The 24339-nt window shown below is 49.8% G+C and carries 30 protein-coding genes and 1 tRNA gene; 13 read left to right on the forward strand and 18 right to left on the reverse strand.

Annotation, left to right across the window (positions count from 1 at the left end):
• The first annotated feature begins 331 nt into the window (after positions 1-331).
• Together JI741_RS25235 and JI741_RS33145 are read left to right on the forward strand one after the other, a co-directional pair.
• A complete protein-coding gene (locus JI741_RS25235) occupies positions 332-2746 on the forward strand; it encodes a TonB-dependent receptor (RefSeq protein WP_202014265.1) in 2415 nt (804 codons plus the stop codon).
• Positions 2747-3001: 255 nt separating this feature from the next.
• Positions 3002-4885: a sensor histidine kinase gene (locus JI741_RS33145; RefSeq protein WP_202014267.1), complete on the forward strand. Its 1884-nt coding sequence runs from the start codon at positions 3002-3004 to the stop codon at positions 4883-4885.
• A gap of 24 nt (positions 4886-4909) precedes the next feature.
• Here the strand turns inward: JI741_RS33145 and JI741_RS25245 are convergent, their stop codons facing one another.
• From JI741_RS25245 to JI741_RS25260, 4 genes are all read right to left on the reverse strand, one after another.
• Positions 4910-5146, reverse strand: a complete 237-nt coding sequence (locus JI741_RS25245) for a hypothetical protein (protein ID WP_202014269.1) — start codon at positions 5144-5146, stop codon at positions 4910-4912.
• A 568-nt stretch (positions 5147-5714) separates the two neighbouring features.
• Entirely contained in the window at positions 5715-6941 is a 1227-nt protein-coding gene (locus JI741_RS25250) for an RNA polymerase sigma factor (protein WP_202014270.1), read from the reverse strand.
• 31 nt (positions 6942-6972) lie between these two features.
• Complete coding sequence (locus JI741_RS25255; RefSeq protein WP_202014271.1) at positions 6973-7326, reverse strand: YciI family protein; 354 nt, start codon at positions 7324-7326, stop codon at positions 6973-6975.
• A 71-nt stretch (positions 7327-7397) separates the two neighbouring features.
• Positions 7398-7958, reverse strand: a complete 561-nt coding sequence (locus JI741_RS25260; protein ID WP_202014272.1) for a dihydrofolate reductase family protein — start codon at positions 7956-7958, stop codon at positions 7398-7400.
• 188 nt (positions 7959-8146) lie between these two features.
• Between JI741_RS25260 and JI741_RS25265 the strand changes: the two genes are divergently transcribed.
• Positions 8147-8965, forward strand: a complete 819-nt coding sequence (locus JI741_RS25265) for a GNAT family N-acetyltransferase (protein WP_202014273.1) — start codon at positions 8147-8149, stop codon at positions 8963-8965.
• Positions 8966-9011: 46 nt separating this feature from the next.
• Here the strand turns inward: JI741_RS25265 and JI741_RS25270 are convergent, their stop codons facing one another.
• The 5 genes from JI741_RS25270 to JI741_RS25290 form a co-directional block, all read right to left on the reverse strand.
• Positions 9012-9647 carry a porin family protein gene (locus JI741_RS25270; RefSeq protein WP_202014274.1) on the reverse strand — a complete coding sequence of 212 codons (636 nt, stop codon included), beginning with the start codon at positions 9645-9647 and terminating at the stop codon, positions 9012-9014.
• Positions 9644-9847 carry a hypothetical protein gene (locus JI741_RS25275; RefSeq protein ID WP_202014275.1) on the reverse strand — a complete coding sequence of 68 codons (204 nt, stop codon included), beginning with the start codon at positions 9845-9847 and terminating at the stop codon, positions 9644-9646. The genes JI741_RS25270 and JI741_RS25275 overlap by 4 nt, the downstream gene beginning before the upstream one ends.
• Positions 9848-9879: 32 nt before the next feature.
• Positions 9880-10140 carry a cupin domain-containing protein gene (locus JI741_RS25280; protein ID WP_202014277.1) on the reverse strand — a complete coding sequence of 87 codons (261 nt, stop codon included), beginning with the start codon at positions 10138-10140 and terminating at the stop codon, positions 9880-9882.
• A 193-nt stretch (positions 10141-10333) separates the two neighbouring features.
• A complete protein-coding gene (locus JI741_RS25285) occupies positions 10334-10519 on the reverse strand; it encodes a hypothetical protein (RefSeq protein WP_202014278.1) in 186 nt (61 codons plus the stop codon).
• A gap of 453 nt (positions 10520-10972) precedes the next feature.
• Positions 10973-11533 carry a helix-turn-helix domain-containing protein gene (locus JI741_RS25290; RefSeq protein WP_202014279.1) on the reverse strand — a complete coding sequence of 187 codons (561 nt, stop codon included), beginning with the start codon at positions 11531-11533 and terminating at the stop codon, positions 10973-10975.
• A gap of 491 nt (positions 11534-12024) precedes the next feature.
• On the opposite strand from JI741_RS25290, the gene JI741_RS25295 reads away from it, so the two are divergent.
• The 5 genes from JI741_RS25295 to JI741_RS25315 all read left to right on the forward strand — a co-directional run bounded on the left by JI741_RS25295 (position 12025) and on the right by JI741_RS25315 (position 15087).
• Positions 12025-12216 carry a hypothetical protein gene (locus JI741_RS25295; protein ID WP_202014383.1) on the forward strand — a complete coding sequence of 64 codons (192 nt, stop codon included), beginning with the start codon at positions 12025-12027 and terminating at the stop codon, positions 12214-12216.
• A 91-nt stretch (positions 12217-12307) separates the two neighbouring features.
• A complete protein-coding gene (locus tag JI741_RS25300) occupies positions 12308-12523 on the forward strand; it encodes a hypothetical protein (protein WP_202014280.1) in 216 nt (71 codons plus the stop codon).
• Between the two features lie 288 nt (positions 12524-12811).
• Positions 12812-13720, forward strand: coding sequence for a sterol desaturase family protein (locus JI741_RS25305; RefSeq protein WP_202014281.1), 909 nt, complete (start codon positions 12812-12814; stop codon positions 13718-13720).
• A 124-nt stretch (positions 13721-13844) separates the two neighbouring features.
• Complete coding sequence (locus JI741_RS25310) at positions 13845-14171, forward strand: ArsR/SmtB family transcription factor (RefSeq protein ID WP_202014282.1); 327 nt, start codon at positions 13845-13847, stop codon at positions 14169-14171.
• 76 nt (positions 14172-14247) lie between these two features.
• On the forward strand, positions 14248-15087 hold the full coding sequence (locus JI741_RS25315) for an arsenite methyltransferase (protein WP_202014375.1): 840 nt from the start codon (positions 14248-14250) through the stop codon (positions 15085-15087).
• 85 nt (positions 15088-15172) lie between these two features.
• Here the strand turns inward: JI741_RS25315 and JI741_RS25320 are convergent, their stop codons facing one another.
• The 4 genes from JI741_RS25320 to JI741_RS25335 form a co-directional block, all read right to left on the reverse strand.
• On the reverse strand, positions 15173-16009 hold the full coding sequence (locus JI741_RS25320; protein WP_236676265.1) for an alpha/beta fold hydrolase: 837 nt from the start codon (positions 16007-16009) through the stop codon (positions 15173-15175).
• A 28-nt stretch (positions 16010-16037) separates the two neighbouring features.
• Positions 16038-16505 (reverse strand): SRPBCC family protein, encoded by a 468-nt coding sequence (locus tag JI741_RS25325; protein WP_202014283.1) that lies wholly within the window; start codon positions 16503-16505, stop codon positions 16038-16040.
• Positions 16486-16827 (reverse strand): ArsR/SmtB family transcription factor, encoded by a 342-nt coding sequence (locus tag JI741_RS25330; protein ID WP_202014284.1) that lies wholly within the window; start codon positions 16825-16827, stop codon positions 16486-16488. The genes JI741_RS25325 and JI741_RS25330 overlap by 20 nt, the downstream gene beginning before the upstream one ends.
• A gap of 90 nt (positions 16828-16917) precedes the next feature.
• Positions 16918-18225 (reverse strand): ATP-binding protein, encoded by a 1308-nt coding sequence (locus JI741_RS25335; RefSeq protein ID WP_202014285.1) that lies wholly within the window; start codon positions 18223-18225, stop codon positions 16918-16920.
• A gap of 149 nt (positions 18226-18374) precedes the next feature.
• Here JI741_RS25335 and JI741_RS25340 point away from each other — a divergent pair, with 149 nt between their 5' ends.
• The 4 genes from JI741_RS25340 (at position 18375) to JI741_RS25355 (ending at position 20324) form a co-directional block, all read left to right on the forward strand.
• Positions 18375-18710, forward strand: coding sequence for a hypothetical protein (locus tag JI741_RS25340; protein WP_202014286.1), 336 nt, complete (start codon positions 18375-18377; stop codon positions 18708-18710).
• On the forward strand, positions 18710-18931 hold the full coding sequence (locus JI741_RS25345; protein ID WP_202014287.1) for a hypothetical protein: 222 nt from the start codon (positions 18710-18712) through the stop codon (positions 18929-18931). Before JI741_RS25340 ends, JI741_RS25345 begins: the two co-directional genes overlap by 1 nt.
• Positions 18932-18936: 5 nt before the next feature.
• The gene (locus tag JI741_RS25350; RefSeq protein WP_202014288.1) at positions 18937-19389 is read left to right on the forward strand and encodes a hypothetical protein; all 453 of its coding nucleotides are present in this window, start codon (positions 18937-18939) and stop codon (positions 19387-19389) included.
• Between the two features lie 674 nt (positions 19390-20063).
• Positions 20064-20324, forward strand: a complete 261-nt coding sequence (locus JI741_RS25355; RefSeq protein ID WP_202014289.1) for a hypothetical protein — start codon at positions 20064-20066, stop codon at positions 20322-20324.
• Between the two features lies 1 nt (position 20325).
• On the opposite strand, the gene JI741_RS25360 is transcribed toward JI741_RS25355, so the two are convergent.
• From JI741_RS25360 to JI741_RS25380, 5 genes are all read right to left on the reverse strand, one after another.
• Complete coding sequence (locus JI741_RS25360) at positions 20326-20625, reverse strand: hypothetical protein (RefSeq protein ID WP_202014290.1); 300 nt, start codon at positions 20623-20625, stop codon at positions 20326-20328.
• A gap of 9 nt (positions 20626-20634) precedes the next feature.
• Positions 20635-21093: a hypothetical protein gene (locus JI741_RS25365; protein WP_202014291.1), complete on the reverse strand. Its 459-nt coding sequence runs from the start codon at positions 21091-21093 to the stop codon at positions 20635-20637.
• 168 nt (positions 21094-21261) lie between these two features.
• Entirely contained in the window at positions 21262-22344 is a 1083-nt protein-coding gene (locus JI741_RS25370) for a tyrosine-type recombinase/integrase (RefSeq protein ID WP_202014292.1), read from the reverse strand.
• A 140-nt stretch (positions 22345-22484) separates the two neighbouring features.
• Positions 22485-22558, reverse strand: a tRNA-Pro gene (locus JI741_RS25375).
• A gap of 177 nt (positions 22559-22735) precedes the next feature.
• Complete coding sequence (locus JI741_RS25380; RefSeq protein ID WP_202014293.1) at positions 22736-23233, reverse strand: low affinity iron permease family protein; 498 nt, start codon at positions 23231-23233, stop codon at positions 22736-22738.
• Between the two features lie 337 nt (positions 23234-23570).
• Between JI741_RS25380 and JI741_RS25385 the strand changes: the two genes are divergently transcribed.
• The gene (locus JI741_RS25385; RefSeq protein ID WP_202014294.1) at positions 23571-24113 is read left to right on the forward strand and encodes a YciE/YciF ferroxidase family protein; all 543 of its coding nucleotides are present in this window, start codon (positions 23571-23573) and stop codon (positions 24111-24113) included.
• The last annotated feature ends 226 nt before the right edge of the window (positions 24114-24339 follow it).

A 24339-nucleotide genomic window follows, 5' to 3' on the forward strand; every position in this document is an offset into this window, starting at 1 on the left:
GCGTGTTTTCACAACCGCTACAAATTGTATTCGCGTTTCCGCCGCTGGCACGGTCAGCGTTTCGCGGACACCTTTCTATTTTGTCGCATTCATGTTGACAGAAATGTTTACGGCATCGAAGCGGGTAACAATAATGCCGGGACAAACGCATTGGGCTAGCCACGACGTAGCCTCGTTCGATCATCCCTCTTTATCCTGAATTTTATTTACAGGTTTCAACATTGGTACCTGAAAATCTGTATGGATTTACACCAAAAGGGGTATTTCATACGGCGCTATAAGCATGAACTTTGTATTCAAAAAATGTTGCTTTTCAATATCCCCCCCTCGTATGAAAAAGAATGCTCTCTTGATTTTGTTGTTTGTTTCTGTTGGTACCCTTCCTGCACTAGGGCAGGCGTTGAAAGGGAAAATACAGGACGTGAACGGTGCGCCGTTGCCGTTTGTGAATGTGTTGCTGCTCGCTAGCAAAGACTCTCTTCTGGTGAAGGGCGTACTCTCCGACACATCGGGTGTGTATGCGATCGATCATGTGATGGCCGGAACCTATTTGCTGAAGGTCACTATGGTGGGCTACAAACAGGTTAACCCGGTTCCGGTAAATGTTACGGGTGACGACGAACCAAAAAGTGTGATCATCACCCTGACCGAAGACAGCCGACAACTTGATGAAGTGGTGGTGACCGAGAAGCGTCCGTTTGTTGAGCAACATCTTGACCGGATGGTGGTGAACGTGGCCAACAGCATTATCGCCAGCGGAAGCACGGCGTTGGAGGTGCTCGAAAAGGCGCCCGGCGTCACCGTTGACCGGCAGAACGGTATGTTGCAGCTCCAGGGAAAAGACGGGGTCACCGTTCAGCTCGACGGCAAACAAACCTACATGGCCATGGCCGACCTCATCACGTTGCTGAGCACCATGTCGAGCGACAACATCGACAAGATCGAACTGGTCACCAACCCATCTTCAAAATATGATGCTGCCGGAAACTCGGGCATCATCAACATCCGGCTAAAGAAAAACAACAGCGTGGGCACGAACGGATCGCTCTCTCTGGGTGCCGGCACAGGCTACTACGATCGGGAGCGAGGCTCTGTGCAGGTCAATCACCGGACCAAGGGCATGAACTTCTTTGGAAACTACAGCGTGAATCGCGGAGGAAATTATTTTGATCTGGAAACACATCAGACCGTGACCCGCAATGAAACGCAAAACTTTGCCGACAAGTCTACCTATGTTCACCTAATGAATAGTGGTCACAATGCAAAAGCCGGTGTGGACTATTTCCTCAGCCAGAACACCACGATCGGTGTGGTGTGGACAGGCTTCTGGAACGACAACGGCGAGGCAGGCACTGCGGAAAGTTATTTTCGAAAGGCAGCGAACGGCCCCGTCTATCTGCAGGCGCTGACCGACAAAACCATTGACAACGTTTCGTCCAATCAGATCGGCAACGTGAATGTGCAACACACCTTCGGCGCGAAAGGAGGGCAGTTGTCGGCCGATGTGGATGTGGCGCGCTATGTGCGCACGTTCTCGAACGCCCTTCATACCACTACCAGTTCGCCGGGCCAACCCGTTCAGCCGCTCACCGGACTGCTGATGGAGATGCCGACCACCATCGACATACGCACCGCGAAGATCGACTACAACCGCACCATCGCCACAACGTGGAAGCTGGAAAGCGGTGTGAAGAGCAGCTACGTTTACAGCGACAACAACCTGACGTTGAGCCAGGGCGAGGACGGACATTTGACGGAGGACGTTTCGCAGTCGAACCATTTTCAATACACCGAGCAGGTCAATGCGGCCTATGCCAGTGTGTCGGGCAAGGCAGGCAAGGCGCAGCTCCAGCTGGGCGTGCGTGCCGAGCATACCCACTCCGTTGGAAATTCCATTACCCTAAACAACAAGGTGGTGCGCGACTATCTTAATTTCTTTCCTGCCTTGTTTGTGTCGCGACCGTTGTCGGCGCACCACACGCTCACGCTTTCTTACAGCTATCGCATAGACCGTCCCAACTATCAATCGCTGAACCCCGCGCGGTCCTATGCCGACCCGTATCTTTACAGCCAGGGCAATGCCTACCTGGTGCCGCAATACACGCATTCGCTTGAGCTGAAACATGGCTTTCACGAAAAGTTATTTACGTCGTTGTCGGCAAGCTTCATCAACGACATGGTGTCGTATCTGGTGCAGCCTGTGGATAGCGTGATCACGGAACGCATTCCGCTAAACATCGGTAAGGCCCAATCCTACAGCCTCACCGTGAGTTTCCCCATTTCGGTTATGAAGGGATGGAATGTTCAAACAAATTTTCTCGGGGTGTATAGTCGTTTCGATTATCTTTTTCAGGGAACACCCGTGCTGGTGCAACAGGTGTCGGGGCGCTTCAATGCCTCCAACACGTTTGTGCTGGGGCATGGCTGGACGGCCGAGGCAACGGGGTGGGTGAGGACGCCGTCGGCCTACGCGCAGTCGCGTGCCCCCTGGTTGGGGTCGCTTGACCTAGGCCTTCAAAAAGCCGTAACGCCCAGACTTCAGGCGAAGCTTAGCCTGCAGGATGTGTTTCACTCCAATCGTTTTATCGGGAAAATGGACAATCCCAATTTCAAATCGAACTATCGCCTGGCATTCGACACGCGTGTGGTGATGCTGAACCTTACGTATTCGTTTGGCAACCAGCAGCTCAAGCGGGCCCGCCAGCGAAGCACCGGCTCGGAAGACGAAACCCAGCGGACAAACTGAGGCGTTGACCCTGCGCTGACGGCGCAGCCCAAATCCAAAGCGCTAACGGGTAGCGGGAGGGGTTGGGCATGCGGACAGGTATTTTGAACCAAAAAAAGGGGCTTGGGATAGCCATTAATTGCAGGATTTCAGGATTGGAGATGCTGGAAAAACCCTGAATCTATTTTACAGTAACAAACATCGTGTATTTTTGAGGAAGGGGGGTTACTTGCCCTGGCGCCACACGTATATGTTACATCGTTTAACTGTGAAATTGTGAAGCTCAGGACATTCCGGACCATGCTGGACCCGTTGGAAGGCGAAGCCGGCTCCATGCAAACGATGCGTAAAAGCGCCAAGATGACGGCCCGCATCGCCCTGGTATTCGCAGCGCTCACCGGCGTGCTCATGCTCGTTTCGGTGCTCAGCTTTGGGGTGTCGCGCGCCACACCGCTGTCGGCAGGAATGGCCCTTATTTTCATCGGACTGTTTTTTGCGAACGGCTACGGCCACGTCAACATCAGCAGCTTTTTGCTGTGCGTCATTCCTTCTGCCGTGCTGTTGACCATCACCATGGTGTTAAAAAAAAACATGCCCGGCGACGATCTGCACTACTTCGACAGTCGCATCATTCTGGTGGGCTTCTGCGCCCTTCCGGGCATGATCTTCAGTTCGCGCGAGCCGGTGCGCATGTATGGCGCCATCCTTTTTGATTTTCTGTGTCTTGCACTCTACGATCCCATCCACGAATGGTTTGGGTTGGGCTATTTTCAACGGGGCTTTGCTAACGCTACGTATTATCACATCAACACCATTGCCATGCTGGTGAGCTTGTCGGTGGTAGGCGGCATCATTTTCCTGAAACGCATAGTGGTGGCCGAAGAGGACCGGAACCGCGATCTGTTAAAAACAATGTCCAACCAGAACCATGAGTTGGAAACGCAAAACGAAGAGATTGCTGCACAAACGGAACAACTCACGGCCGCCTTCGAGCTCATTGAAGAGCAAAAGGAAAAGCTGGAGGAGTTGGTGCATTTAAAAAATCAGGACCTTATCCAATCCAACGAAGAGCTGCGCAAAATCAACAGCGAGCTGCGCCAGTTTTCCTATACCGTATCGCACAACCTGCGCGCCCCCGTGGCTCGACTGCTGGGGCTCGGCAGCCTGGTAGACACCCGCGATCCGCACCTTTCGGCCGAGAACCGGCAGGTGGTGAGTTTGCTGCGCGAGTCCACGCTGGAGCTCGACACCATCATCAAAGAACTTTCGCGCATCATCGACATCCGGAACGATTTGTACACAGTGAAGGAGAAAGTGTTTTTTGAGGAAGAGTGGACGCACGTCTACAAATCGCTGCAGTCACAAATTGATGAAGGCATGTTTGTGCATACCGATTTCAAGGAAGCACCGTTTGTTTATACCATCCGTCCATTCCTGCACAGCATCTTATACAACCTGGCCAGCAACGCCATCCGCTACCGGTCGCCGCAGCGACCTTTGCTGCTCGATGTGAAGACCACACTCCACCGGGGCTCCATCCGCATTGCCGTGAGCGACAACGGGCTGGGCATTAATCTCGATCAGTTCGGGAAGAATCTCTTTGGCATGTATAAACGTTTTCACACCCACGTGGAAGGCCGTGGTCTTGGACTCTATCTGGTGAAAACACAAGTGGAAGCATTGCAGGGCACGATTGTGGCCGAAAGCGAACTGAACAAAGGAACCACGTTCACCATCGACATAAAACTGCCGGGCGATATTGAAGGACAGCTGTGTTTTGATTGTGACTATGGATCGGTGCTCTATAACGCACGCACCAATACCATGGGCCTCAGCTGGAAGCGCAAGGTGAGCAGCGAAGAATACAGATTGCTGTTGACCAAGTGCCTGGAGATGCTGCACGTCTACAACACCCCGCGGTGGATTGCCGATGTGCGCAAGCGTGGCAACCTCGGCGAAAGCGATCACGTGTGGTTTGGTGAATCGATCCTGAACGAAGGATCAAAAAACGGGTTACGGAAAATTGCCTGCATCGACACCCCCGATCAGCAAAAACACCAGCGCGAACAGATGATTCTCACCGCGGGTCGGTTCAACATCGACATGAAATTTTTTCAGACACGCCACGAAGCCGAAACGTGGATTGAGCAGGAAGCCTGAACGCCGTGATGTGTTGGCTTATTTTTACCAGAATTTCTTCATCAACTTTCGCATGACGCTCTTTTTTTCCTCTACGAGGGTGAGATCCTTTTTTCGGATCAGCTCGTGCAGATACTCGGCAATGGTCGACATGGAGGTTCCGAGTCTTTCCCTGCTGTCAGACAACGTATAGGCGTGGATAATGTAGGCGTCATCTTCTTTTTCAACTTCCCATAGTTGGTGAAAACGTTCGTGTCGATAGGTGCCGGATAGATCTTTCATGATCAATTTCTGTGCGTTACGGATAGTGGTTGGGGCGGAAACCTTTGGTTGTAAGGCTCACCCACAAAACCTCACTGATAAATTAGTGCCAACCTTGCGATACGGGTGTTCGAACCTTGGGATGGCAAGATGAGGTTGAATATTGAATGTTGGTATGTGTGCGTGGCGCCAGGCCTACCCATAACCACAACACAATGCGGAATTAACTCCACAACCTGAGGCATGAAACACCGCGCGGTCGCCCTGGATTTATAATGAATATTTATTTCGCCGAAGCCTGTTGGGTTTTGTCGACCAGAATGGCTTGCCCGTAACTATGGAACAGGGCAGGGGCTTGCGGCATACACTTTGCAACTTCGACACGCATTACCCCCGCGGTTCAGAATCGATAACCCTAAAACAAAAGGCCCATGCAACCACACGTGAAAACACTAAAAAATGATAAGCCTTACGTCACGCTCGGATGGAGCAAGGTGAGGCAAAAATCGAGCATCAGCATCATGAGCATATTTGTCACCATCCTACTGATCCTATATGGATTGACATAGGGCAACACCATAGAGCCTTCTCAGCTTAGGAGGTCAAGCTTTTTTCGCAGCGCCTGTTTGTCCGTTTCGGTGCGCGCCAGCATGAGCGCCTCTTCAAAATGTTGTTTTGCTTTGCCATTATCGATGTTCGTATACAGGTCGCCCAACAACGCATAATAAAAGTGGTTGCTGGTGAGCTTCAGTTTTTCTGCTTCCCGAATGGCCTGCGCTTTCCCATTCGCTTTCCATAACGCATAGGTGCGATTAAGTGCCGCAATGGGTGTATATTCTATTTGCAGCAGTTGGTTGTAGAGCTGCAACATGCTTTCCCATTTTTCGCGTGTGTCCTGATGTTGTGTGTTCCAATAGGCAATGCCCGCTTCGAGGTGATACTTTGAAAGCGTGGTGCCGGTGGCGGCGCAATGCAGAAAATAGCCGCCTTTGCTAATGAGGTCGGTGTTCCAAAGGTTGGTGTCTTGCGCATCATAGAGCACAAGCTCACCACGTGTGTTGAGACGGGCGTCGAAGCGTGACGCATGAAAACACATGAGGGCGAGCAATGCATTGACACGCGGTTTGTTGGTAGCCTTGTTCTCCACCAGCATGGTGCAAAGCCGCATCGCTTCCAGGCAAAGATCTTTTCGCAGCGTGTTGTTGCTGCTCACAGAATAATACCCTTCGTTGAACACAAGATACAGTGTGGTGAGCACCGGGTCGAGTCGAACGTCGATCTGCGCTGGATCGGGCATAACAATGTCAATCTTTTCGTCGCGCAGTTTTTCTTTGGCGCGCAGCAGGCGTTTGTTAATGGTTTCTTTTTGGGTGAGAAAGGCGTCGGCAATTTCTTCGATGCCAAAGCCGCACAAGATGCGCAAGGCGAGGCCGACCTGTGCTTCGGCGGGGATCACCGGATGGCAAAGCGCAAACATCATCTGCAATTGACTGTCGTTTATATTTTGCGGCGACAAATCAAGGTCCGGTTCGTGGACTGTGGGTGTAGCTTTGAGTTGTGGCGAAATTTTAGATTCGAACAGCTCGTGGCGTTGCAGATGGTTTTTGGCTTTGTTCTTGGCCACGGCATACAGCCACGCGGTTGGGTTTGGTGGCGTGCCTTCCAGTCCCCAGGTTTGGGTGGCCGTCAGAAACGTGTCGCTGGCGATGTCTTCGGCCGTTTCCATTTGGTCGAACCCAAAACGCTTGCAAAGCACGGACACGATCTTTCGATACTCCGTTCTGAACAAGTGGGGGATGAGTTCTACGTTGGCCATGCGTGTGGTGATGAAACAGGTGGACGATGGCCTACAGGTTGTGCACCGACACCACCTTTCGCACCTCAACGCTATTGCCTTCGCCGCCCAGGATAGGACACTCGCGGGCCATGTTCACGGCGTCGTCAAAGTCGGCGGCGCGAATCATGATGTAGCCGGCGATGGATTCTTTAATTTCGGCAAAAGGGCCGTCGGTCATCACATGGTTGTGTTTCAAAACTTTTCCCTCGGTAGAAAGTCCTTTGCCGCCAACAAATTTGTTCTGCGCCGCGATGCCGCCAACCCAGTCCTGATATTGTTTCATGTACACTTGCATCTGCTCGGGCGACGGCTGTGCATCCTTGGTCAGGATGTCGAGCCGGAATAATAATACGAATTCTTCCATGGTTCACGGTGTGTTTATGGTTACTCAATATACTATGAAGGGATCAAAAATCGCCCACACAACGGGGCCTGCTATTTTTTTTCGGGTGCATAACACAGCAGCACCACGCCGCTTTTGAACGTATGCGTCTTGGTGTGCGTCAGGTTCAACGGCATGCGCAGCCCTTTGAAGGTGGGGGTGCCATCGCCCAGCGCCACGGGGTCGATCATAAACTGATATTCGTCGATCAGGCCCGCATCGGCCAGTTGAGTCACCAGTGTGCCGCTGCCCAGCACGGTCATGTCGGTGTTGCCTTTTTTGAGCTTTTTAATTTCATCGACCACATCGGTTTTCACGAGGCGTGTGTTTTGCCAGCCGGCTTTCTGAAGGGTGCGTGAGAATACAATTTTTTGCGTGCTGTTCATGCCCTTCGCCACGTCGGGCGCGCTTTCCAGTGCCATGGGTGTGGGCCAATAGCCGGCCATCATTTCGTAGGTGATGCGACCGAAGAGCAGGATCACGGGACCGACGTTCATGGCCTCGGCGGCATACCGACCTTCTTCCTCGCCGTGTTTGTGCCAGCGGGTGTCGTTGCCAGGACCTTTGAAATAGCCGTTCAGGGTTGTGAAATTGAAGATTACGAGCTTTGCCATGGTGTTTTGTTTTTGTTTACGATTGTTTTTATAAAGCCATGACAAACGAAAGGACCCGGATAGGACAAAGCCGACGAAGAAAATTTTAAAAAAGTTAGTGAGCGAAGACCAGCGCTCCGTGAAAACTAAATTTTCAGTGAATCCGAACTGTCGATTCTTTTTTATCTTCGGATACAAAACTAAAGATTATGGAAACATCAGACACCGGCACGTCGCCGGTCTTGTTGGGCGTGGAGCCGGTTCTTCCCGTTGCCAGCGTCACCGATACCATATCGTATTGGCACAACGTGTTGGGCTTCCCAGCGCATTGGACATGGGGCGAACCACCGAATCATGGTGCCGTTTCGTGGCACGGCCTGCAGATACAGTTTTCGCTCACGCCCGAAGTTTCGGCAGGGCAAGCCATTTTCATCAACGTCCGAAATCTGCCCGCGCTCTACGCATTTCATCAGACCCAGGGCGCCGACATTGTGGATCCCCTTGAAAACAAACCCTGGCACATGGCCGGCTACACGTTGCGCGACATCAACGGCCACTACATCAACTTTGGTGGTGCCTTGTTGTCGGAGCGGGGCACCAACGATGCACACATGCCGGCGGATATTGCCATCGTGGCCCGCACCCCCACCGCCGAAGAATACGCACACCTGATCGCCGCCGTGGGCTGGACAGCCACGACCAACCTACACCTGACCACCACCATTCTTGCTGCACCGGTATTCGCCGTTGTGGCCCAGCATAAAACGTCGGGTCAGGTTGTGGGCTGCGCCTTGTTGCTCAGCGACAACGCCAGTGTGTATTATGTGAAAGATGTGATGGTGCACCCGGAGTGGCAAGGCAAGCGCATAGGCACGACCCTCATGCAGACCCTGCGTCAATGGCTGGACAAACACGCGCCAAACAACGCATTGGCTACCCTCATCACAGGTGAGAACCTCACACCTTTTTATCGGCAAGTGGGATTCGTTCCGGCGTTTGGGATGATGCAATGGATACGGAAGGAGTGAGACGGCAGCGTTAACAGATGAAAGGCGATGCCTTTGCGATGTGCAGTTAAAACAATTTATAGCCTAATGCCGCCTGATACCAAACGTATTTGTAGCGGGGTGTGAGATCGGTTGAACTGTTGGTGTTGGGCAGCACATCCCAACCCAGCCGCGTGCTAAACACCAGGTGCTGGACAATGAACTCGGCGCCGATAACAATTGCGACATTGGTTTTTCGGACTGGCTCGCGATTAAACTCATCGCGTGTGGCAGGAGCGCCCGCCGAAAACGAATCGTGATGGCGGAGCAAGTATGAAAATTGCGGCCCCGCCAACAACGAAATAAAGCGAGCAGGTTTGATCACCAGCAGCACGGGAACATCAAGATGGTTTGTGGTTCGGGTAAAAGAATAAGGATTGGTAGGCGAGGTGCCCGTGCCCTTGATGCCGCGGGTGGAAAACAGAACTTCGGGCTGGAGGCTGAGCGACCGGCAGAGAGGAATCTCCATAAACAAACCTCCCGCAAAATTAACGGTGGGCTTGGCGGTGAAAGCCTCCGGCAGGGCATAGGCACTGGAGAAATTGATGCCTGCTTTCAGACCGACGTTCCATTGTGAGTGCCCGTGCACAAACACCGTATCCTGACTATAGCCGGTGAAGGATATTGCGAACAGGACAAGGAAGGAGATGACGAGCGTTTTCATATTGCTACGTTAACAGCCGATTTGGAATGCTGGCACTGGCTATGCGGCACAAGCTCATAGTCAAAATAAACACGCGCTTTTTTGTCGATGTCTTCGAAAAGCCTGCAATAATACAGTCCTTTAAAGTAGCGCTCCACCACCAACAGGCGGCCTGGGTTTATGCTATCGCACACAATGTCGTTTTCGCTATATCGTGTCATCGCAGATTGTGTTTAAATGTGTTAGTTGGTCATCAGACCTCTACCTCTTCATAGCCGCTTTTGATTACTGTGGATATCATTTTGAACCGCACGTTGGCCGTGATGGAGTTTCTGGAATGCGCCGGAATGATGATAGACTGGCCCACTTCAAGCGAGTTGCTCACACCATCGATAAGGATCTGCGCCGTTCCATCGATCACTTGAATGAACGTGTCAAAGGCCGATGATTTCTCGGTGAGGGCTTCTCCTGAATCGAACGAAACAACCGAAACATTTCCAGTCGTTTTTTTCATGATGGTTTTTATGACCACGGAATTGGGGACGTATTCAATAATCTCGACGATGATGAATAACTTTGATTTTTCGACTTCAGAATTTTCCACTGCATAGAAGTTTAGTTAAACGGTGTGCCGATAGAAAAGAAGCTGGGCAGGCAGCTTTTTTCGTTTAAGCCTGGGTTATGCCTTTGCCGTGGGCTTTCCCTTTTTAATTATGTTGATGAGCTCTTCTCTTTTTTTGTGTAGCCGGGCCTCCATACGGACAAGCAGTTCCGGTTTCGAATTTCAGATCGGCGTCGGTGAGTTGTGCATATTTCAGCTTCAATAGTTTCGACTGCATGGCCCAATCGCCGGTGATCGTAAAAACTTCAATTGGTTTTTTTGTGGTTTCCATTCGTTTCGTTTTAGTGGACGACCTTACAAAGGACGCGCTATTACCAGCTTGAAGTCTTATACATTATGTCGGGAATCTTGCATAGATCCCATGTTCTTCGCTTGCACCGATCCAGACTCGCCTCGTTTTGGGGAATATCTTGCCCGATAAAGATGCAAGTTTAAAAGGCAGCGCCGCATAGCCATCAGCTAAAAGGAAAGGGACAGACGTTTTAGTTTCTGTCCGCTTTCACTGTCAACTATATAGGACGATGTATTATTGATGCACCTGGCGGTTTCTGAATGTGGTCCTTGAAATGGGGTAAGCAATTTGTTTCGGGCGAGTCGTCCCGTGTTGACAGGTGAGGCAGACAGGTGAGGCAGTAAGCAAAGGTGATGATTCCACCAGTGCTGCTGTTACAGATATATTGTATCTTTTATAGATTTCTCACATAATGCGCTAACATAGCATCGATCAAAGACTTTCCAGATTGCCTTTTCGGGATTGCCGCATTTTTTTGAAGTAGGAGGGGGTGAGTCCTGTGATTTTTTTGAACTGGTTCGACAGATGGGCCACGCTGCTGTAATGCAGCTTGTAGGAAATTTCGGTGAGGTTCAACTCATCGTAGAGCAGAAGTTCTTTCACCCGCTCTATTTTATGAATGATGATGAATTGTTGAATGGTGATGCCCTTCACCTCCGAAAATATGTTGGACAGGTAGGTGTAGTCGTAGTTTAGCTTTTCGCTGATGTAGTCGGAATAGTTTTGCGTGGGCAGCTCGTCGGAGTAATGAATCATTTCCGTGATCACATTTTTGATTCGTTCAATCAGGATGCTCTTTTTGTCGTCTAGCAGCTCCAGTCCCGATTTCAGAAGGTTTTCGCGAAGCTGTTCCCGTTGCGTGAGGCTCATTTCTTCCAGTACCTCAACCAAACCCAGGTCCACAATCACGGCATGAAGTCCCAGTTTATTCAGTTCCTCCTTCACAAGTAGTTTGCACCGCAGGCTGACCATATACTTGATGTACAGTTTCATTTCATGGTGTTGGGGCACGCTGCGGGGGTTTTATGTGCAATCTTTCTCAAAGATACGCAATGATTGCTTCCCGGTCACTTGGGCCGATGAGGCGTAATCAACCAACACCAGTCCTTCCCAATTCGTTCTGCCCATCCCAACCTGTGAATAGTGTAACATTTCAGAATTTGAATGCAATACTTGCTGCGCCGGGAATGACGACCTTTATAGATTAAGGTGACGCAACCTGGCGAGCCCCAGACGGCACTTTAAATCAATGCTACGTTTTAAATTCTTTATTATGAACAAACACTCCACATGCCCTGTTTCAATGTTGACGTCTGTCAGCGGTGGTACTACAAAGAATTTACAGCGGATGATGATCTCCTGGAAGAAAATTCAAATCACGGTAAGGAATACGGCAGGGGTTTGCCTCTAGGGACACCGTTTGCCAACCGGCGGTGTCTTCACTTTTCAACGTCCTAAACATAGTCCAAAAAAAATAACAAAAAATGCGAAACACCCCGAGTTCAGACAATATTTATCCGGTAGGCATGGGCATCACGGCAAAGGTGAATCCTGACTTGCCGCTCACCATTGCGCGATACTATCAGCGGATATACTACTGTTCCGTTGTGGGACAACCAGACCACAAGCACTTCGCGTATTTTGAGCGCGAATTGGTGGCGCCACCGCAGAAATAGTGCGCCGTAGTATTTCACAAATAATCAGGACATGGACAACACTAACGTTTAGAGACCGTGTTGTTCTTTCATCTTAAATAAATTAAATCTTATGAAACTGCTGCTTAAGCTGTGCCCGATAGTAACAACCATGACCATGAAAGATATTATTGAAAATATCTTCCGACTGCTTTCCCATCCGCCCTCAGGCCTGGTGGCAAAATTCTCGGCAGTACCCGACGAGATCAGAAATCCATTTCCCCCGTTCGCAAATACACGTGGCAACGGCATGGAACCATGGAATAAGTTGCGTGCCATGCGCGAATGATGCAAGAAAAATAAAAAGTTATGCAACGCGCCGGCCACTGCAAATCGCGACGTTTGGAGAGCGCCAATGAAATAAACTAGAGATGGCGAAAGGTTTGAGCTATGCGCGTTCGGGTGCATCGGCTCATGTTCGGCACTCATGCAAGTGACTGGCCTTATGAACTTGATCGCGCTATAAATAAACGAGCCTGACAACATTATGTAAGCGCCCTCCGAATGGAAAGGTCGGATCATGTGACCTGTTTCATTTGGATTTTAAATCGGGCGCATTACAATAAAAAATGAACCAATGAAGTTTTTAGAAGTTTTTGGAGCAGAAAGAATACCCTGGGAACGAATTGACGACATCAAAGACAGCGCTCCCGAAGTGATTGTTTGGGCCATTCCCGCCATGTTTTTCTTTGTGCTGGTGGAACTGGTTATCTCGTATAAACAAAACAAAAACTATTACGACAAGAAGGAGACGCTGGGTTCGGTTGGACTTGGGTTGGGCAATGTGCTCATCAGCACGTGGATTAAAGTGAGCCTGTTCTACATGGCCGTGTGGATCTATAACATTGTGCCGTGGCGCATGGAACTAAACTGGTGGACGCTGGTGCCCTGTTATGTGTTTTTTGATTTTTGCAGCTACTGGACCCATCGCATTTCGCACAGTCAGCGGTTCTGGTGGGCCACCCACGTGGCACATCATTCCGGCGAACACTACAACCTCACCGTGTCGTTCAGGCTCAGTTGGGTTCAATACCTGAAAGTTATTTTTCTTTTTCCGGTGGCCGTCATGGGGTTTCACCCGGTCATATTTTTTGTGACCAACCAAATCGCCATCCTCTTTCAATTCTGGGTTCACACCGAATACATTCGCAGACTTCCCCGTTTTTTCGAATACATCTTTGCCACACCATCCAATCACCGCGTGCACCACGGCTCGCAGGAAAAATACATCGACAAAAATTTCGGGGCCACATTCATTTTTTGGGATCGCATGTTCAATACCTATCAAAAGGAAGAGGAGCAGGCCGTGTATGGTATCACCCACAATATCGAACATAAGGCAAATCCGTTGCACATCAATTTCCATGAATACGCCGACATGTTGCGCGACGTGAAGCATGCTCGTGGATGGAAACGAAAACTCTTCTATATCTTTGGAAGCCCGACGCGGATTGCCAACGCTAAAAAGCAGGCACAACGTGCCTAGCAGGTCACGTGATTAACCCGGTGGCACGCTGCTGAAATCTATTTTCCCCATTTCCTCATAGCACTTCAAAAAAATAAATGTAAAGAAGTGAAACATTAATCGTAATATTACGATTACAACAAATATGGGGCTTACCAAAACAGAAGAATTCACAAAAGCGCAGAACGAATTGGCGGTGTTGGCCAAAGCGTTGGGGCATCCCGCCCGCATAGCAATTCTTCAGTTTTTGATAAAGACCAGGTCGTGTGTTTGTGGCGACATCGTAGAAGAACTGCCGCTGTCGCAGTCTACCGTGTCGCAACATCTCAAGGCATTGAAAAACGCCGGATTGATAAAGGGCGACATCGAAGGCCCCAGTGTCTGCTATTGCATCGACGAGAAAGCCTGGAACAAAGCCAAGAAGGCGATTGCCGATTTGTTTGAAAGCTATAAAGAGCCGGGCTGCTGCTAGGCCTTTTTTTTGATTTGATTGATCGTAATATTACGATGGTTATATATACACATAAACAATAAACCCTATGGAAACTTTGCAAACCCCCGAACAACTGAAGCAAATGGTGAAAGAGAAATACAGTCAGATCGCCATGCAGAGTAAGGACGAGAACGAAACGAGTTGTTGTGGCGCCACGTGCGGATGCTCTACAATAGATAGCGCCCTGATGGCCGACGACTACGGCGCGTTAGAAGGCTATGTCGCCGACGCCGACCTTGGCCTGGGATGTGGATTGCCAACCGAATTTGCCCTGATAAAACCAGGCGACACGGTAGTGGATCTTGGTTCGGGCGCAGGCAACGACTGCTTTGTGGCCCGATCGATCACCGGCGAAACGGGAACCATCATCGGCATCGACTTCACGGAGAAGATGGTAGAGAAGGCCAGAGCCAATGCAGCAACGTTGGGCTATAAGAATGTTGAGTTCCGTCAGGGCGATGTTGAAAATATGCCGCTGGCGGGTGGCACGGCCGATGTGGTGGTGAGCAACTGTGTGCTCAACCTTGTGCCCGACAAGAAGCAGGCATTTGCAGAAACGTTCAGGGTGTTGAAAAAGGGTGGGCACTTCAGCGTTTCGGATATCGTGCTGGTAGGCGAACTTCCGGGTGAATTGCAAAAAAGCGCGGAGATGTATGCCGGATGCGTTTCGGGAGCCATTCAAAAAGATGAATACCTGGCCATCATTGAAAATGCAGGATTCAAAAATATTAAAATTCAAAAAGAGAAACGGATCACGTTGCCAACAGAAATTCTGAGCGAATATCTGGACGACAAAGCGCTTCATGAGTTTAAAGAAGGCAAGACCGGAATTTTCAGCATCACTGTGTATGCCGAAAAGCCCGTGAATTGCTGTGCGCCGGGATGCTGTGACTGATGAGCCTGAACGAAGAGAACACAACGTCCCAAAGAAATACAATGTTGCTTACCCGTTCAGAAGACGCTTAAGCATCATTGTCGTGCTAATTACCCGCCAGAAACTCGTTGACCATGGCCACAAAGAGCTCCGGAACTTTGCTGTTCACATCCTGCGTCATGGCTTCACCCATGTAGCTGCCGTGAGTGCCGGGCAAGATGGCCAGACGGGCGTGGGACAGAAGGCGCGACATTTGCACCGTGTGCTCGGCACTCACAACGTCGCGGTCGGCCGTCACCACAAGCGATGGTGCCTGTATGGCGCGGAGGTCGTCGTCGCTCCAGTCTTTGAACGTGCGCATGCGTGTAGCATCCCGGTTAAACATGTTCAGGAGGGCGGCGGGGTCGTTGTTGATTTTCAGGAATGCGTCTTTATAAATTTGTGGCATGTCGCTGAATTGGGCATTGTCCATTCCTTTCCAGAATTCTGAAGGCATGCCCGCGCGTTTGTAGAAAGAGGAAGCGATGATGAGCTTGTGCACACGTTCCGGATGCCGGATGGCAACTTGCATGGCCGTGTTGCCACCGTTGCTGAAACCAAAGAGATCGGCGCCGCGGATATTAAGTTGTTTCAACAGCTCGGCCACATCGTCTGCATCCTGCGCGAACGATTCGGGCGCTTCCCTGTCGGATGTGTGGCCGTGCGCCTGCAATTCCACGGCAATCACCTGATGTGTCCTGGCGAGTATCGGCAGAATTTTTCCAAAGGTGGTGCCAATGGTTGATCCTCCGCCGTGTATGAGCACCAGCGGATGACCACTGCCGTGGAGTTCATAATACATTTTTATGCCGTTCACCTGGGCATATTTGCCCGGCGCTTGGGCATGCGAGAGAGATGCATTCATGATCAATAAAATAAAGGTGAAGTTCTTTAGAATTTTCATGATGGAGGTTCTTTAGGTCTAACGTTGTTTACGATTTGTTTTTTTGGTTGACAACGTACGCATCGAGCTTCTCCAGGTTTTGTTTCAAGCCTTCGTCGGCCTTGAATGTTTTCACGACCTGTATAAATTGTTCGCGTGTTTCGAAAACCATTTGCCAACGGATAAGTGTTTTTTCGCCCTGTTCTTCAAATTCTATGGTCGCGATAAATTTGGGTGCGGTCACGTGTTCGTACACGATCTTTTTGTGAAGCACAATTTCCTTGAAAATGCTTTTGTTTTTATAGTCGGTTCCGTCGGGGCCATGCATCACGAGGTCCCATTCGCCGCCGGGCTTCACGTCCATTTTGGCAATGGTATTTGTGAATCCGTCGGGTCCCCACCAGTGGACAATGTGCTCCGGTTCTGTCCACACTTCCCATACCAGGTCAACCGGTGCGTTTATCGTTCTGGAAAGAAGAATCTCACGGTCTTTGGTGTCACTTTTTACGTTTTCCATGCCTTTCTTTTTTTAGTTTTTCGATATAGGTCTCCATTGCATCCAATTTGCTTTCCCAATGCCTGCGATACTGCTCCACCCATTGGGCCACTTCACCAAGCTGATCCAGCTGCGCTTCACAAAACCGGTCACGGCCCTGTTGCCTGATCGTCACAAGTCCGCAGTCGATAAGGATTTTTACATGCAGCGAAATGGCCTGGCGACTCACCTCAAATTTTTCGGCAATAGCATTCACGTTGTGAGGTTCGGTGGCAATCATGTTGATGATGGCCCGCCGTGTGGGGTCGGCAATGGCCTGATAGACGTCGCGTCTGGCTTTCATAATAGGCAAGTAGGTGCTTGCGAATATATAAGCAAGTAAATGCTTGCGCAAATTTTTGTATGAAAATATTTCCGGTGTGGGCGGCGGGCGTTACCGCGACAGCATCCAGGTCAGATATTTCTCAAGCTGCGACACGGCGTAGTAGGGGAGGTTGAGCAGGGAAAACGATTTGCCGTTTGGGGTAACGACGTCGGCAACGGAAACTTCGCCGGCATAGAAACGAACCGCGAGGTCATGCGGCGTGGCATCCATAAATTGATGAAGCGAACGCAGGGTTCCGGTAGTGCCCGATTTCACTTCAATGGGAATGAGCCGGCCTTCAAACGGAAACAGATAGTCAACTTCGGCAACGGATGTCTTTTTTTCACGGACCCAGAAGTGCAATGCGCTGAGTGCGTCGTGTTGAAATGCAAGCAGCTCCTGGCCAATCATGTGTTCAATCATGTTTCCCTGATATACTTTGTTGAGATCGTCTGTACTTAAAATTTCTTTTTGAATGGCGGCGAAATAATTCATCAGCCCTGTGTCCAGCACATGAAGGCGGGGTGACTTCTTCAGGTCAGGCAGCAGCGGGAGAGTATACCCGGTGTCGGGGAACACAAGATAAAGGAGCAGTGCTTTTTGTAACGCACGCAACGCTTCTCCCATGTCTCTGGATCCGTAACTTGAGTTCCCGAAGCCTTGATATTTGATGCGCTTTCCGGCCTGGGCAAACGACGCGCGGATGGCGTGTCGTATGATCTGCATCTGTGAATCATTGCGCGCATATTTTTCAACATCGTCGATGTAGGACGTGAGCAACGAATCGTAAATCGGCGCGAGCGACACCAGGTCCTTGTTTGTGCTGTAGTGCTGCACGGCTTCCGGCATGCCGCCAATCAGCGCGTAGGTGTGAAATAACGCCAGCAACTTCCGGTGCGCAAACGACTCGGCCGGCACATGTTGAAGTTGTTCGCGCGCGGCCGTTTCATTCATGGCCGAAAGAAATTCGGGGAACGATGCCGGGCGCAACACCTTGTATTCGACCCGCCCCACGGGGAAGCTGACGTTTTTATTGAACAATGTTTCTAACATGCTCCCCGCGGCAATCACGGCGATGTCGGGAGCCTCCTCGTGGAAATAACGCAGAATGTTCATGGCCTCGGGAGCCGCCTGAATTTCGTCTATGAACAAAAGCGTATACTGCCTTTGGGAGAGACTTTTATTTTTCAAAAAGAATACGGCCTGCAGCAACACCGCTATGGTGGTGAACTGTTCGAAAGGCTGTCGGTCGTCGGGCAGCTCCAGGTTCAAATAGATGTATTGCTCGAAGCTCGCGGCAAACTGGGTGACCACGGTAGTCTTCCCCGCTGCACTTGCTTCGCTGCTGGATGAATACAACAAATTGGTGAAAAGCATCCTGGAGCTGAAAGAGCAGAAGACTACAAAAGATTTTCTATTCTGGGCATTGGGCGGGACTGCCGCGCTAATTGTCGGGTACCTGGTGTATGATAATCGTGCATCGTTAAAAAAGCAGATCAACGCATTGGACAAATAAAATTTCAACTATGAACATAGCAACATTAGGCGATGCAACAAGTGTCGCCACCACCGCGCCGGCCACGACCAACTGGATGGACAAATTGAACAACGTCATCACCAAAGTGGTGCAACCGGCAACGAACGTTTACACCCAAATAAAAACGGGTAATAACGCTACATCACAGCAGCCGGCCGCGCCTGCGAATCCATGGGTGACAAACCCCGATCCCAACCCTACACCGGGTACACCCGCGCCGGCCGCAGAAAGCAACACGTTGAAATATGTGATGATTGCGGGCGGTGTCGCACTGGCGGGCATTGCTACCTATTTCGTCGTTTCAAGTTCTAAGAAGAAAAAGTAATGCACGGTTTAGGACTTACACCACTGGAATGTCAGCGGGCCTTCAGTGCAGGCGACATCAACTATTGGAAAGCTGCGGGCTGTGCCGGCAGCTTAGAAAACAATGCGTTGGTTGCCTCCAAAAAACAGGAGCTCGACGGGAAGACGGTGGCCATTATGGTCGGTGGGGTTTTGTTCACCGGGTTACTTATATATTTCGTTTCATCTCCATCAAAAAAATAAAGGGCATGGGAAAAGCAGTAGTGTTAGTTGTGGGCGCAGGTCTTGCCGGTGGCATCATCTGGTACCTCTACAAAAAGAATCAAACGCCGGCCGTTCAGAATACAGCGACCACACCGGCAGGACCGGCAGCCACCGCGCCCGGAACGCCTGCGGTGAATTCAAGCGGTGTTGTGCCGGTAAAACAAACACTTTGGAAAGACCCGGATGGTCATATTTTTGAAATGACTGCCACAGAGAACAAATACGGGAAACTTGTGAAAGTGGATGGTAAAGATTCTGTCTACGTTTCGGAGCTGAAGCAGGGGCCAGATGGATATATTTCAATCATAGGCATTCACTCGGGGCTGCGAATGAGCTTTGAAAAGCCCGGACCGTATCGATTCAAAGGCGACTGGCAAAAGGGAGGACTTTTGAGTGGTCTACACGGCCTTGGTGCCGGTGCGTATCTGTTGAGTTAACATGAAGGGTTCAGGGTGGTAGTGTCCGAAGCGTGCTATGTGTAAGAACATAGACCTGAACGGGTGGCCTATACGTTAGGGAAGGAAACTCGCACTATCCTGAAGCCCTTCACCAAATCCATACCGTTTTTCTCCTTTTCTTTCTTAATAAAAGCCATTATGTGGTTTTTTTTCCACAATTTAGATATGTAAAGTGTTGGCAGCTAGAAAAAGGACTACTCTCCACTAATCAAAAGAGACGATGAGCGAAGTAACAGTGCAAATTCTTCGTACCCTCACGGGGGCAAACAGTAGTTTCAAATCTACGGTTTTGAAAGGCCTTGGGGGCCTTATTATGATACTAGTCGTTGCCCTTTTTGGCATCCTATATTTAAAGGGTCCGGAGTGGCTATTGATATCAGTGTTCATTTTTCTCGGACTAGCAATTCTAATATTCATGGGTGCGTATCTTTATTGCTTGCACAAGGATCCGAACCTCCTTAGGAGCGAAAGGCATACTGAACAGATGATAGCATTCGAAAAAGGCTATCAAGGCGACAGCCTTAGCGGATTTAGCAAGATAGCTCCTTCGCCAACGCAAACGAGAATAGGATCGATCGCAAATCAAACTGATATTAAAACCAATGAGGACTAGGTTCATTGTTTCAATTTCTCAATCAATAGGCCAGAACAAAATGGATATTGAATTTGCAAATTTCCTGACGACGTTAGGTTGTGGGTTTTGGCATTGGATACCTGGCACATGGTTGATTATTATTCATCAGGCTATGACAGTGCACGAGATATCTCAGAATATCAAGCAATATTTTCCGGGTGTCCAATTTATGGTCCATACTGTTAACGGAAATGAAGCCTGGCTTCTTAACGGATTTGGCGATTCAGCTGCCCCCAGCCCTGCCGGAAAGTGGTTGCTTGAAATCTGGTCCCCACAATAGACTACTTATATTTTATCGCTTCATATTTACCGTTGCGCGTGTCTAGGATGATGCCATCTGCCTTTTCTTTTGCTGCAATGCTCACAGCTTTATCTACGAGGCCATCGGTACCGCGCAGGGTCATGGTTGCCGCTGTACCTGACTTTACTACCTGGTAGGGGTTTGAAGGCTTCGAATACACAAACACGTCGATTCCGTCTATCTTATCTACAATGGCATTGGGCTGCTGCGATTGATAGGTAAATGAAAGGAGAAACATGATGGACACGATTGTCAGGATGTTGAGAACTTGATTTTTCATATAGTAAATTTAATTGTGTGGGCTAGCAATAATGGAAAAATAGTTGCTTAGAGTTGCTCCTTGCACAACTACGCCCTCCAGACGTTTAATTTCCCAATTTGTGTCCTTTTCGTAATCGATCCAATGATATTCCGAAGTTGCAACCAATCTACTATTGAAGTCTCTGATAAATTCATTTATCAATTCCTTTTCAACCAATATACCAACGCTAACACATTTGTTTTCAGCGAAAGACAATGCCAATAGATCTAGAACAATATCTTCCCCATCTCTATCTCCCGAATCAATGCCGTACAATTGAAGTGTCTCATATTCCGCAATTAGTGAGGCGCCTTCTAAGCTGAGGAATTTTTTTTTTGCTACGTCCTTAGGTAGCCCGAAAAAAGTGGTGACTTCAAGTTGGCCAAAACAGTAACCAATTGAAGTGATCCACACAAAAAACGCTAGAACTGATTTCGCAGCTTTCATTTTTAATCTGTTGGTGATTGATTGCAGAATTAATTTACACAAAAATTCACTTTGGATTCTAAATCGGGCCCTTCCATTGATTCAGCTGAACGAAGTCATCGAGCACGCCCAAGTCCCGAAGGTACGTGTTGGTTTGCTCGATTGACTGGTGCCGGCACTGCGCCTGCACTAGCTTGATGTCCTTGGTGGCCTTGTAGAGCGCGATGGCGCCCGTGTGTTTGAAGCTATAGAGCGTGTAGTTGGGAGATTTATCTTGTAGAATCCCAGCGCTCTTATAACGGGCGCTATTGACTTATAGAAGAAACTCTTTCCGACAGGTGAGGGGCCGGGATTGTGAGGTTTTGATTTTCGCCCCCATCCCCCGTGGAACCCGTTGTTTGAGAAAAGGTAGCACGACGGCGGGAATTCCATAATCCTACGCTCCTGGAGGATAGCGGCAAAGGCGTCGTTGATGCCCACATATTGTTCGATGCCGGTTTTGGCCGTTTCGTCCCGGAACAAAATTCGTCGCTTCTCTAAATCGATGTGCCCCACCTGCAGGAAGCGCATCTCTTCGGGACGGGCCAGCGTGTAATACATCACCTGAATAAAAAACACCAGGTGGTGTTCCCCTGCCTTCACCAGGGCGGCGCGGATCTGCGCCAGCTGTTCGTCGGTATAGGCCGCGTGCATGCGCGTGGTGGTGCTGAGCATTTTAATAGCGGCAACCGGATTTTTCCCTTTGAAAAGGTTCCTGTCGCGATCGATCAGCACGGCCATGACCGCATGAAAAGACGCCCGGTGTCCGTTGTAGGTTTTGTTGGCGACATCCCGCACCTGCTTCAGGTAGTCAAAATACATGCGCATGAACGCCGCGTTTACCTCCCGAAGCTTGTAGTCCTGACTTAATTTTTGATGCTGAAGGAATTCCACCACCGTGGTGCGCAGGGATGCGTATGCCTTAACGCTGTTGGCGCGAAGGTCTTCCACATCGCGTTTGTAGGCCGACACGTAGTCGATCGCCTTCAGCACGGTGAAGTGTTTAAAATCGAATTCGAGAATCTTTGGCGCCGGTTCAAGGCTTTCGGTATGCCAGTCGTCAAAAAGCAGGGAGTTTATTTCCGCAATGGCCTGGTGGGCGAAGATGGTGCGCAAGTCGGGGTTTTCGATCGCGGCCAGCTCGGCGTGCAGCACGCGGCGGCGGATCAGTTTTTGGTTGAGACTGTCGGTGGTGTAGAAAACGATGTACCAGGGATTTTTTTCCGAAGACACGAGGGCAGCCTTTCGGTAGAGGAAACCGGAACGGGACTTTAGTGGGGTTCTTGGTCGCTTATCTGACAATGCTAACTGACCGAAGTTTTTAAGGGAAGAAAAAAACAGCGAATCAAATCTGAATTCGCTGTTTTTATGTGTCGGGGCGGCCAGATTCGAACTGACGACCTCTTGGTCCCAAACCAAGCGCGATACCGGGCTACGCTACGCCCCGAACATTTTGGGACCGCAAAGATACGTTTAATAGCTTGAGGTCCTAATGTGCGCGTCTAAATTTTCTGTTTTTTATGAAGTATTAACCGAAGCACTCTCAAAATGGAGCCAGGATGTTTTTAAACGTAGCGCAGGAAGAATGTACCCATCGCGTTGAGCGATTACGCGAAGTGGAGCGCTAACATTTTTTCAACTCGTCTTCCATGTTCTTCTTAAACTCGTGGTTCGCCGCTGCCTCGTCGATGGAGTGTGACTGCTGAAGGCTTTCTTCCTTCTTGGCATATTCGCTGAGATGGGCGTAGTATTTTTTGATGACCTTCAGTTCGTCTTCCGTCATGTTCTCAACGCTCACCAACCGGTTGCTTGCAAACTCATGGGCCGCCACCAGTTCATTCAGTTTAAGCTGGATGGCCAGCGAATCTTTGTTTTGAGATTTCTGAATAAGAAACACCATAAGAAAGGTGACGATGGTGGTGCCCGTGTTGATCACCAGTTGCCATTGTTCCGAATAGTGAAACACCGGCCCGGTAACAGCCCAAAGCAACACCAGCGTGAAGGCCACAATAAACGCCGGCGTGCTTCCTGCGGCAGAGGTAACGGCGCCCGAGAATTTCTCGAAGAAACTCTTTTTACCCACGTTGACCTCGTTCGGTTTTTTATCCTGCTTGATGTCCATATGAATTTACTTCCGTCATGTGACCGGATCGGATTGTCGGATTGCAAACTTGATGCCCGCTTCTTCCTTGAATGTTTACCATGCAGAAAAGGCGCAGTGTTTGCAATGATGTAAACAGGTTGGAAGTGGCGATCTCTCGCGGTTCCTGAAACGGCGGCGATTAATGCATGACCAGGTCAGAACATAGACATGAACGGACATGTGATGAGGTATATTTGTGTATAAATTCCGCTATAACCTGTTGAAGTTTTTCCACAACGGTCGCCCCACAAGGATGATAATTCCACGTTTGACAACGGTTTCCAAAGGGCACGAAATTTGGGATGCTGCAACCCATATGAAAAACTTCCCACAGAACATGGCCGATACGGCAGTGGTGGATCAGGACGTCCGCCTAGAGAAACTTTTCGAAGATGAACTGCGCGAAATCTATTGGACGGAGAAAGCGCTCATCAAGGTGCTTGCCCGCATGGTGCGCCAGGCCACAGCCGCCAATCTCGTGAAAGTTCTCGATGGTCACCTCGTGGAAACCGAAGAACATGCAGCACGTGCAGAAGAAATTTTTAACGTGATCGGTAAAGACCATCGCGCCCGCAAATCCGATACCGCAGACCGCCTCATTCGCGAAGCCGACGTTCTCACGAAAGAACGCAGAGCAGGCAACCAGCGCGATGCCGCCATACTTTTCATTCTTCAGAAAATAGAACGCTATGAAATCCTCGCCTATAAGACCATGAAGACGTTGGCCATCACCATGGGATGCGAAAGGGCAGTGACCTTGCTCCAATATACATTGGACGAAGAAAGTGCGAACTATAAAAAACTGATGACGCTATCAGCAACAGGCATGAACGTAGACGTCGCAGAAATTCAACCGTGACTTAGGTAGATGAAAAGTTATACAACCCAGAAGGATCGCGTCGAGGCCAATCCCAACGTGATGAAAGAAAAAAAGGAACCGGGCAACCCCGAGTCCTCACAACCCAAACCTGCAGTGATAACATCCCACAAGAAGCGCGTGTGGGATCCGTGCGCGCTTTATTTCTAACGAGTGCAGCTTGCTATAATACCGCCGACAAGAAATTGAGTCCCCCGGCATTGTCGCC

Origin of the sequence: Chryseolinea lacunae, assembly GCF_016735595.1 — a bacterium.
In the GTDB taxonomy this organism is placed as follows: Bacteria; Bacteroidota; Bacteroidia; order Cytophagales; family Cyclobacteriaceae; genus Chryseolinea; species Chryseolinea lacunae.

Bases quoted from the DNA above. Each gene is read 5' to 3' on its own strand.
- JI741_RS25310 (WP_202014282.1), top strand. From the start codon at position 13,845: ATGGGGCTTACCAAAACAGAAGAATTCACAAAAGCGCAGAACGAATTG.
- JI741_RS25305 (WP_202014281.1), top strand. From the start codon at position 12,812: ATGAAGTTTTTAGAAGTTTTTGGAGCAGAAAGAATACCCTGGGAACGA.
- JI741_RS25340 (WP_202014286.1), top strand. From the start codon at position 18,375: ATGAACATAGCAACATTAGGCGATGCAACAAGTGTCGCCACCACCGCG.
- JI741_RS25320 (WP_236676265.1), bottom strand. From the start codon at position 16,009: ATGAAAATTCTAAAGAACTTCACCTTTATTTTATTGATCATGAATGCA.
- JI741_RS25300 (WP_202014280.1), top strand. From the start codon at position 12,308: ATGAAACTGCTGCTTAAGCTGTGCCCGATAGTAACAACCATGACCATG.
- JI741_RS25280 (WP_202014277.1), bottom strand. From the start codon at position 10,140: ATGAAAAAAACGACTGGAAATGTTTCGGTTGTTTCGTTCGATTCAGGA.
- JI741_RS25255 (WP_202014271.1), bottom strand. From the start codon at position 7,326: ATGGAAGAATTCGTATTATTATTCCGGCTCGACATCCTGACCAAGGAT.
- JI741_RS25330 (WP_202014284.1), bottom strand. From the start codon at position 16,827: ATGAAAGCCAGACGCGACGTCTATCAGGCCATTGCCGACCCCACACGG.
- JI741_RS25245 (WP_202014269.1), bottom strand. From the start codon at position 5,146: ATGAAAGATCTATCCGGCACCTATCGACACGAACGTTTTCACCAACTA.
- JI741_RS25290 (WP_202014279.1), bottom strand. From the start codon at position 11,533: ATGAAACTGTACATCAAGTATATGGTCAGCCTGCGGTGCAAACTACTT.
- JI741_RS25250 (WP_202014270.1), bottom strand. From the start codon at position 6,941: ATGGCCAACGTAGAACTCATCCCCCACTTGTTCAGAACGGAGTATCGA.
- JI741_RS25265 (WP_202014273.1), top strand. From the start codon at position 8,147: ATGGAAACATCAGACACCGGCACGTCGCCGGTCTTGTTGGGCGTGGAG.
- JI741_RS25270 (WP_202014274.1), bottom strand. From the start codon at position 9,647: ATGAAAACGCTCGTCATCTCCTTCCTTGTCCTGTTCGCAATATCCTTC.
- JI741_RS25345 (WP_202014287.1), top strand. From the start codon at position 18,710: ATGCACGGTTTAGGACTTACACCACTGGAATGTCAGCGGGCCTTCAGT.
- JI741_RS25295 (WP_202014383.1), top strand. From the start codon at position 12,025: ATGCGAAACACCCCGAGTTCAGACAATATTTATCCGGTAGGCATGGGC.
- JI741_RS25385 (WP_202014294.1), top strand. From the start codon at position 23,571: ATGAAAAACTTCCCACAGAACATGGCCGATACGGCAGTGGTGGATCAG.
- JI741_RS25365 (WP_202014291.1), bottom strand. From the start codon at position 21,093: ATGAAAGCTGCGAAATCAGTTCTAGCGTTTTTTGTGTGGATCACTTCA.
- JI741_RS25285 (WP_202014278.1), bottom strand. From the start codon at position 10,519: ATGGAAACCACAAAAAAACCAATTGAAGTTTTTACGATCACCGGCGAT.
- JI741_RS25360 (WP_202014290.1), bottom strand. From the start codon at position 20,625: ATGAAAAATCAAGTTCTCAACATCCTGACAATCGTGTCCATCATGTTT.
- JI741_RS25260 (WP_202014272.1), bottom strand. From the start codon at position 7,958: ATGGCAAAGCTCGTAATCTTCAATTTCACAACCCTGAACGGCTATTTC.
- JI741_RS25355 (WP_202014289.1), top strand. From the start codon at position 20,064: ATGGATATTGAATTTGCAAATTTCCTGACGACGTTAGGTTGTGGGTTT.
- JI741_RS25380 (WP_202014293.1), bottom strand. From the start codon at position 23,233: ATGGACATCAAGCAGGATAAAAAACCGAACGAGGTCAACGTGGGTAAA.
- JI741_RS25235 (WP_202014265.1), top strand. From the start codon at position 332: ATGAAAAAGAATGCTCTCTTGATTTTGTTGTTTGTTTCTGTTGGTACC.
- JI741_RS25335 (WP_202014285.1), bottom strand. From the start codon at position 18,225: ATGCTTTTCACCAATTTGTTGTATTCATCCAGCAGCGAAGCAAGTGCA.
- JI741_RS25325 (WP_202014283.1), bottom strand. From the start codon at position 16,505: ATGGAAAACGTAAAAAGTGACACCAAAGACCGTGAGATTCTTCTTTCC.
- JI741_RS25275 (WP_202014275.1), bottom strand. From the start codon at position 9,847: ATGACACGATATAGCGAAAACGACATTGTGTGCGATAGCATAAACCCA.
- JI741_RS25350 (WP_202014288.1), top strand. From the start codon at position 18,937: ATGGGAAAAGCAGTAGTGTTAGTTGTGGGCGCAGGTCTTGCCGGTGGC.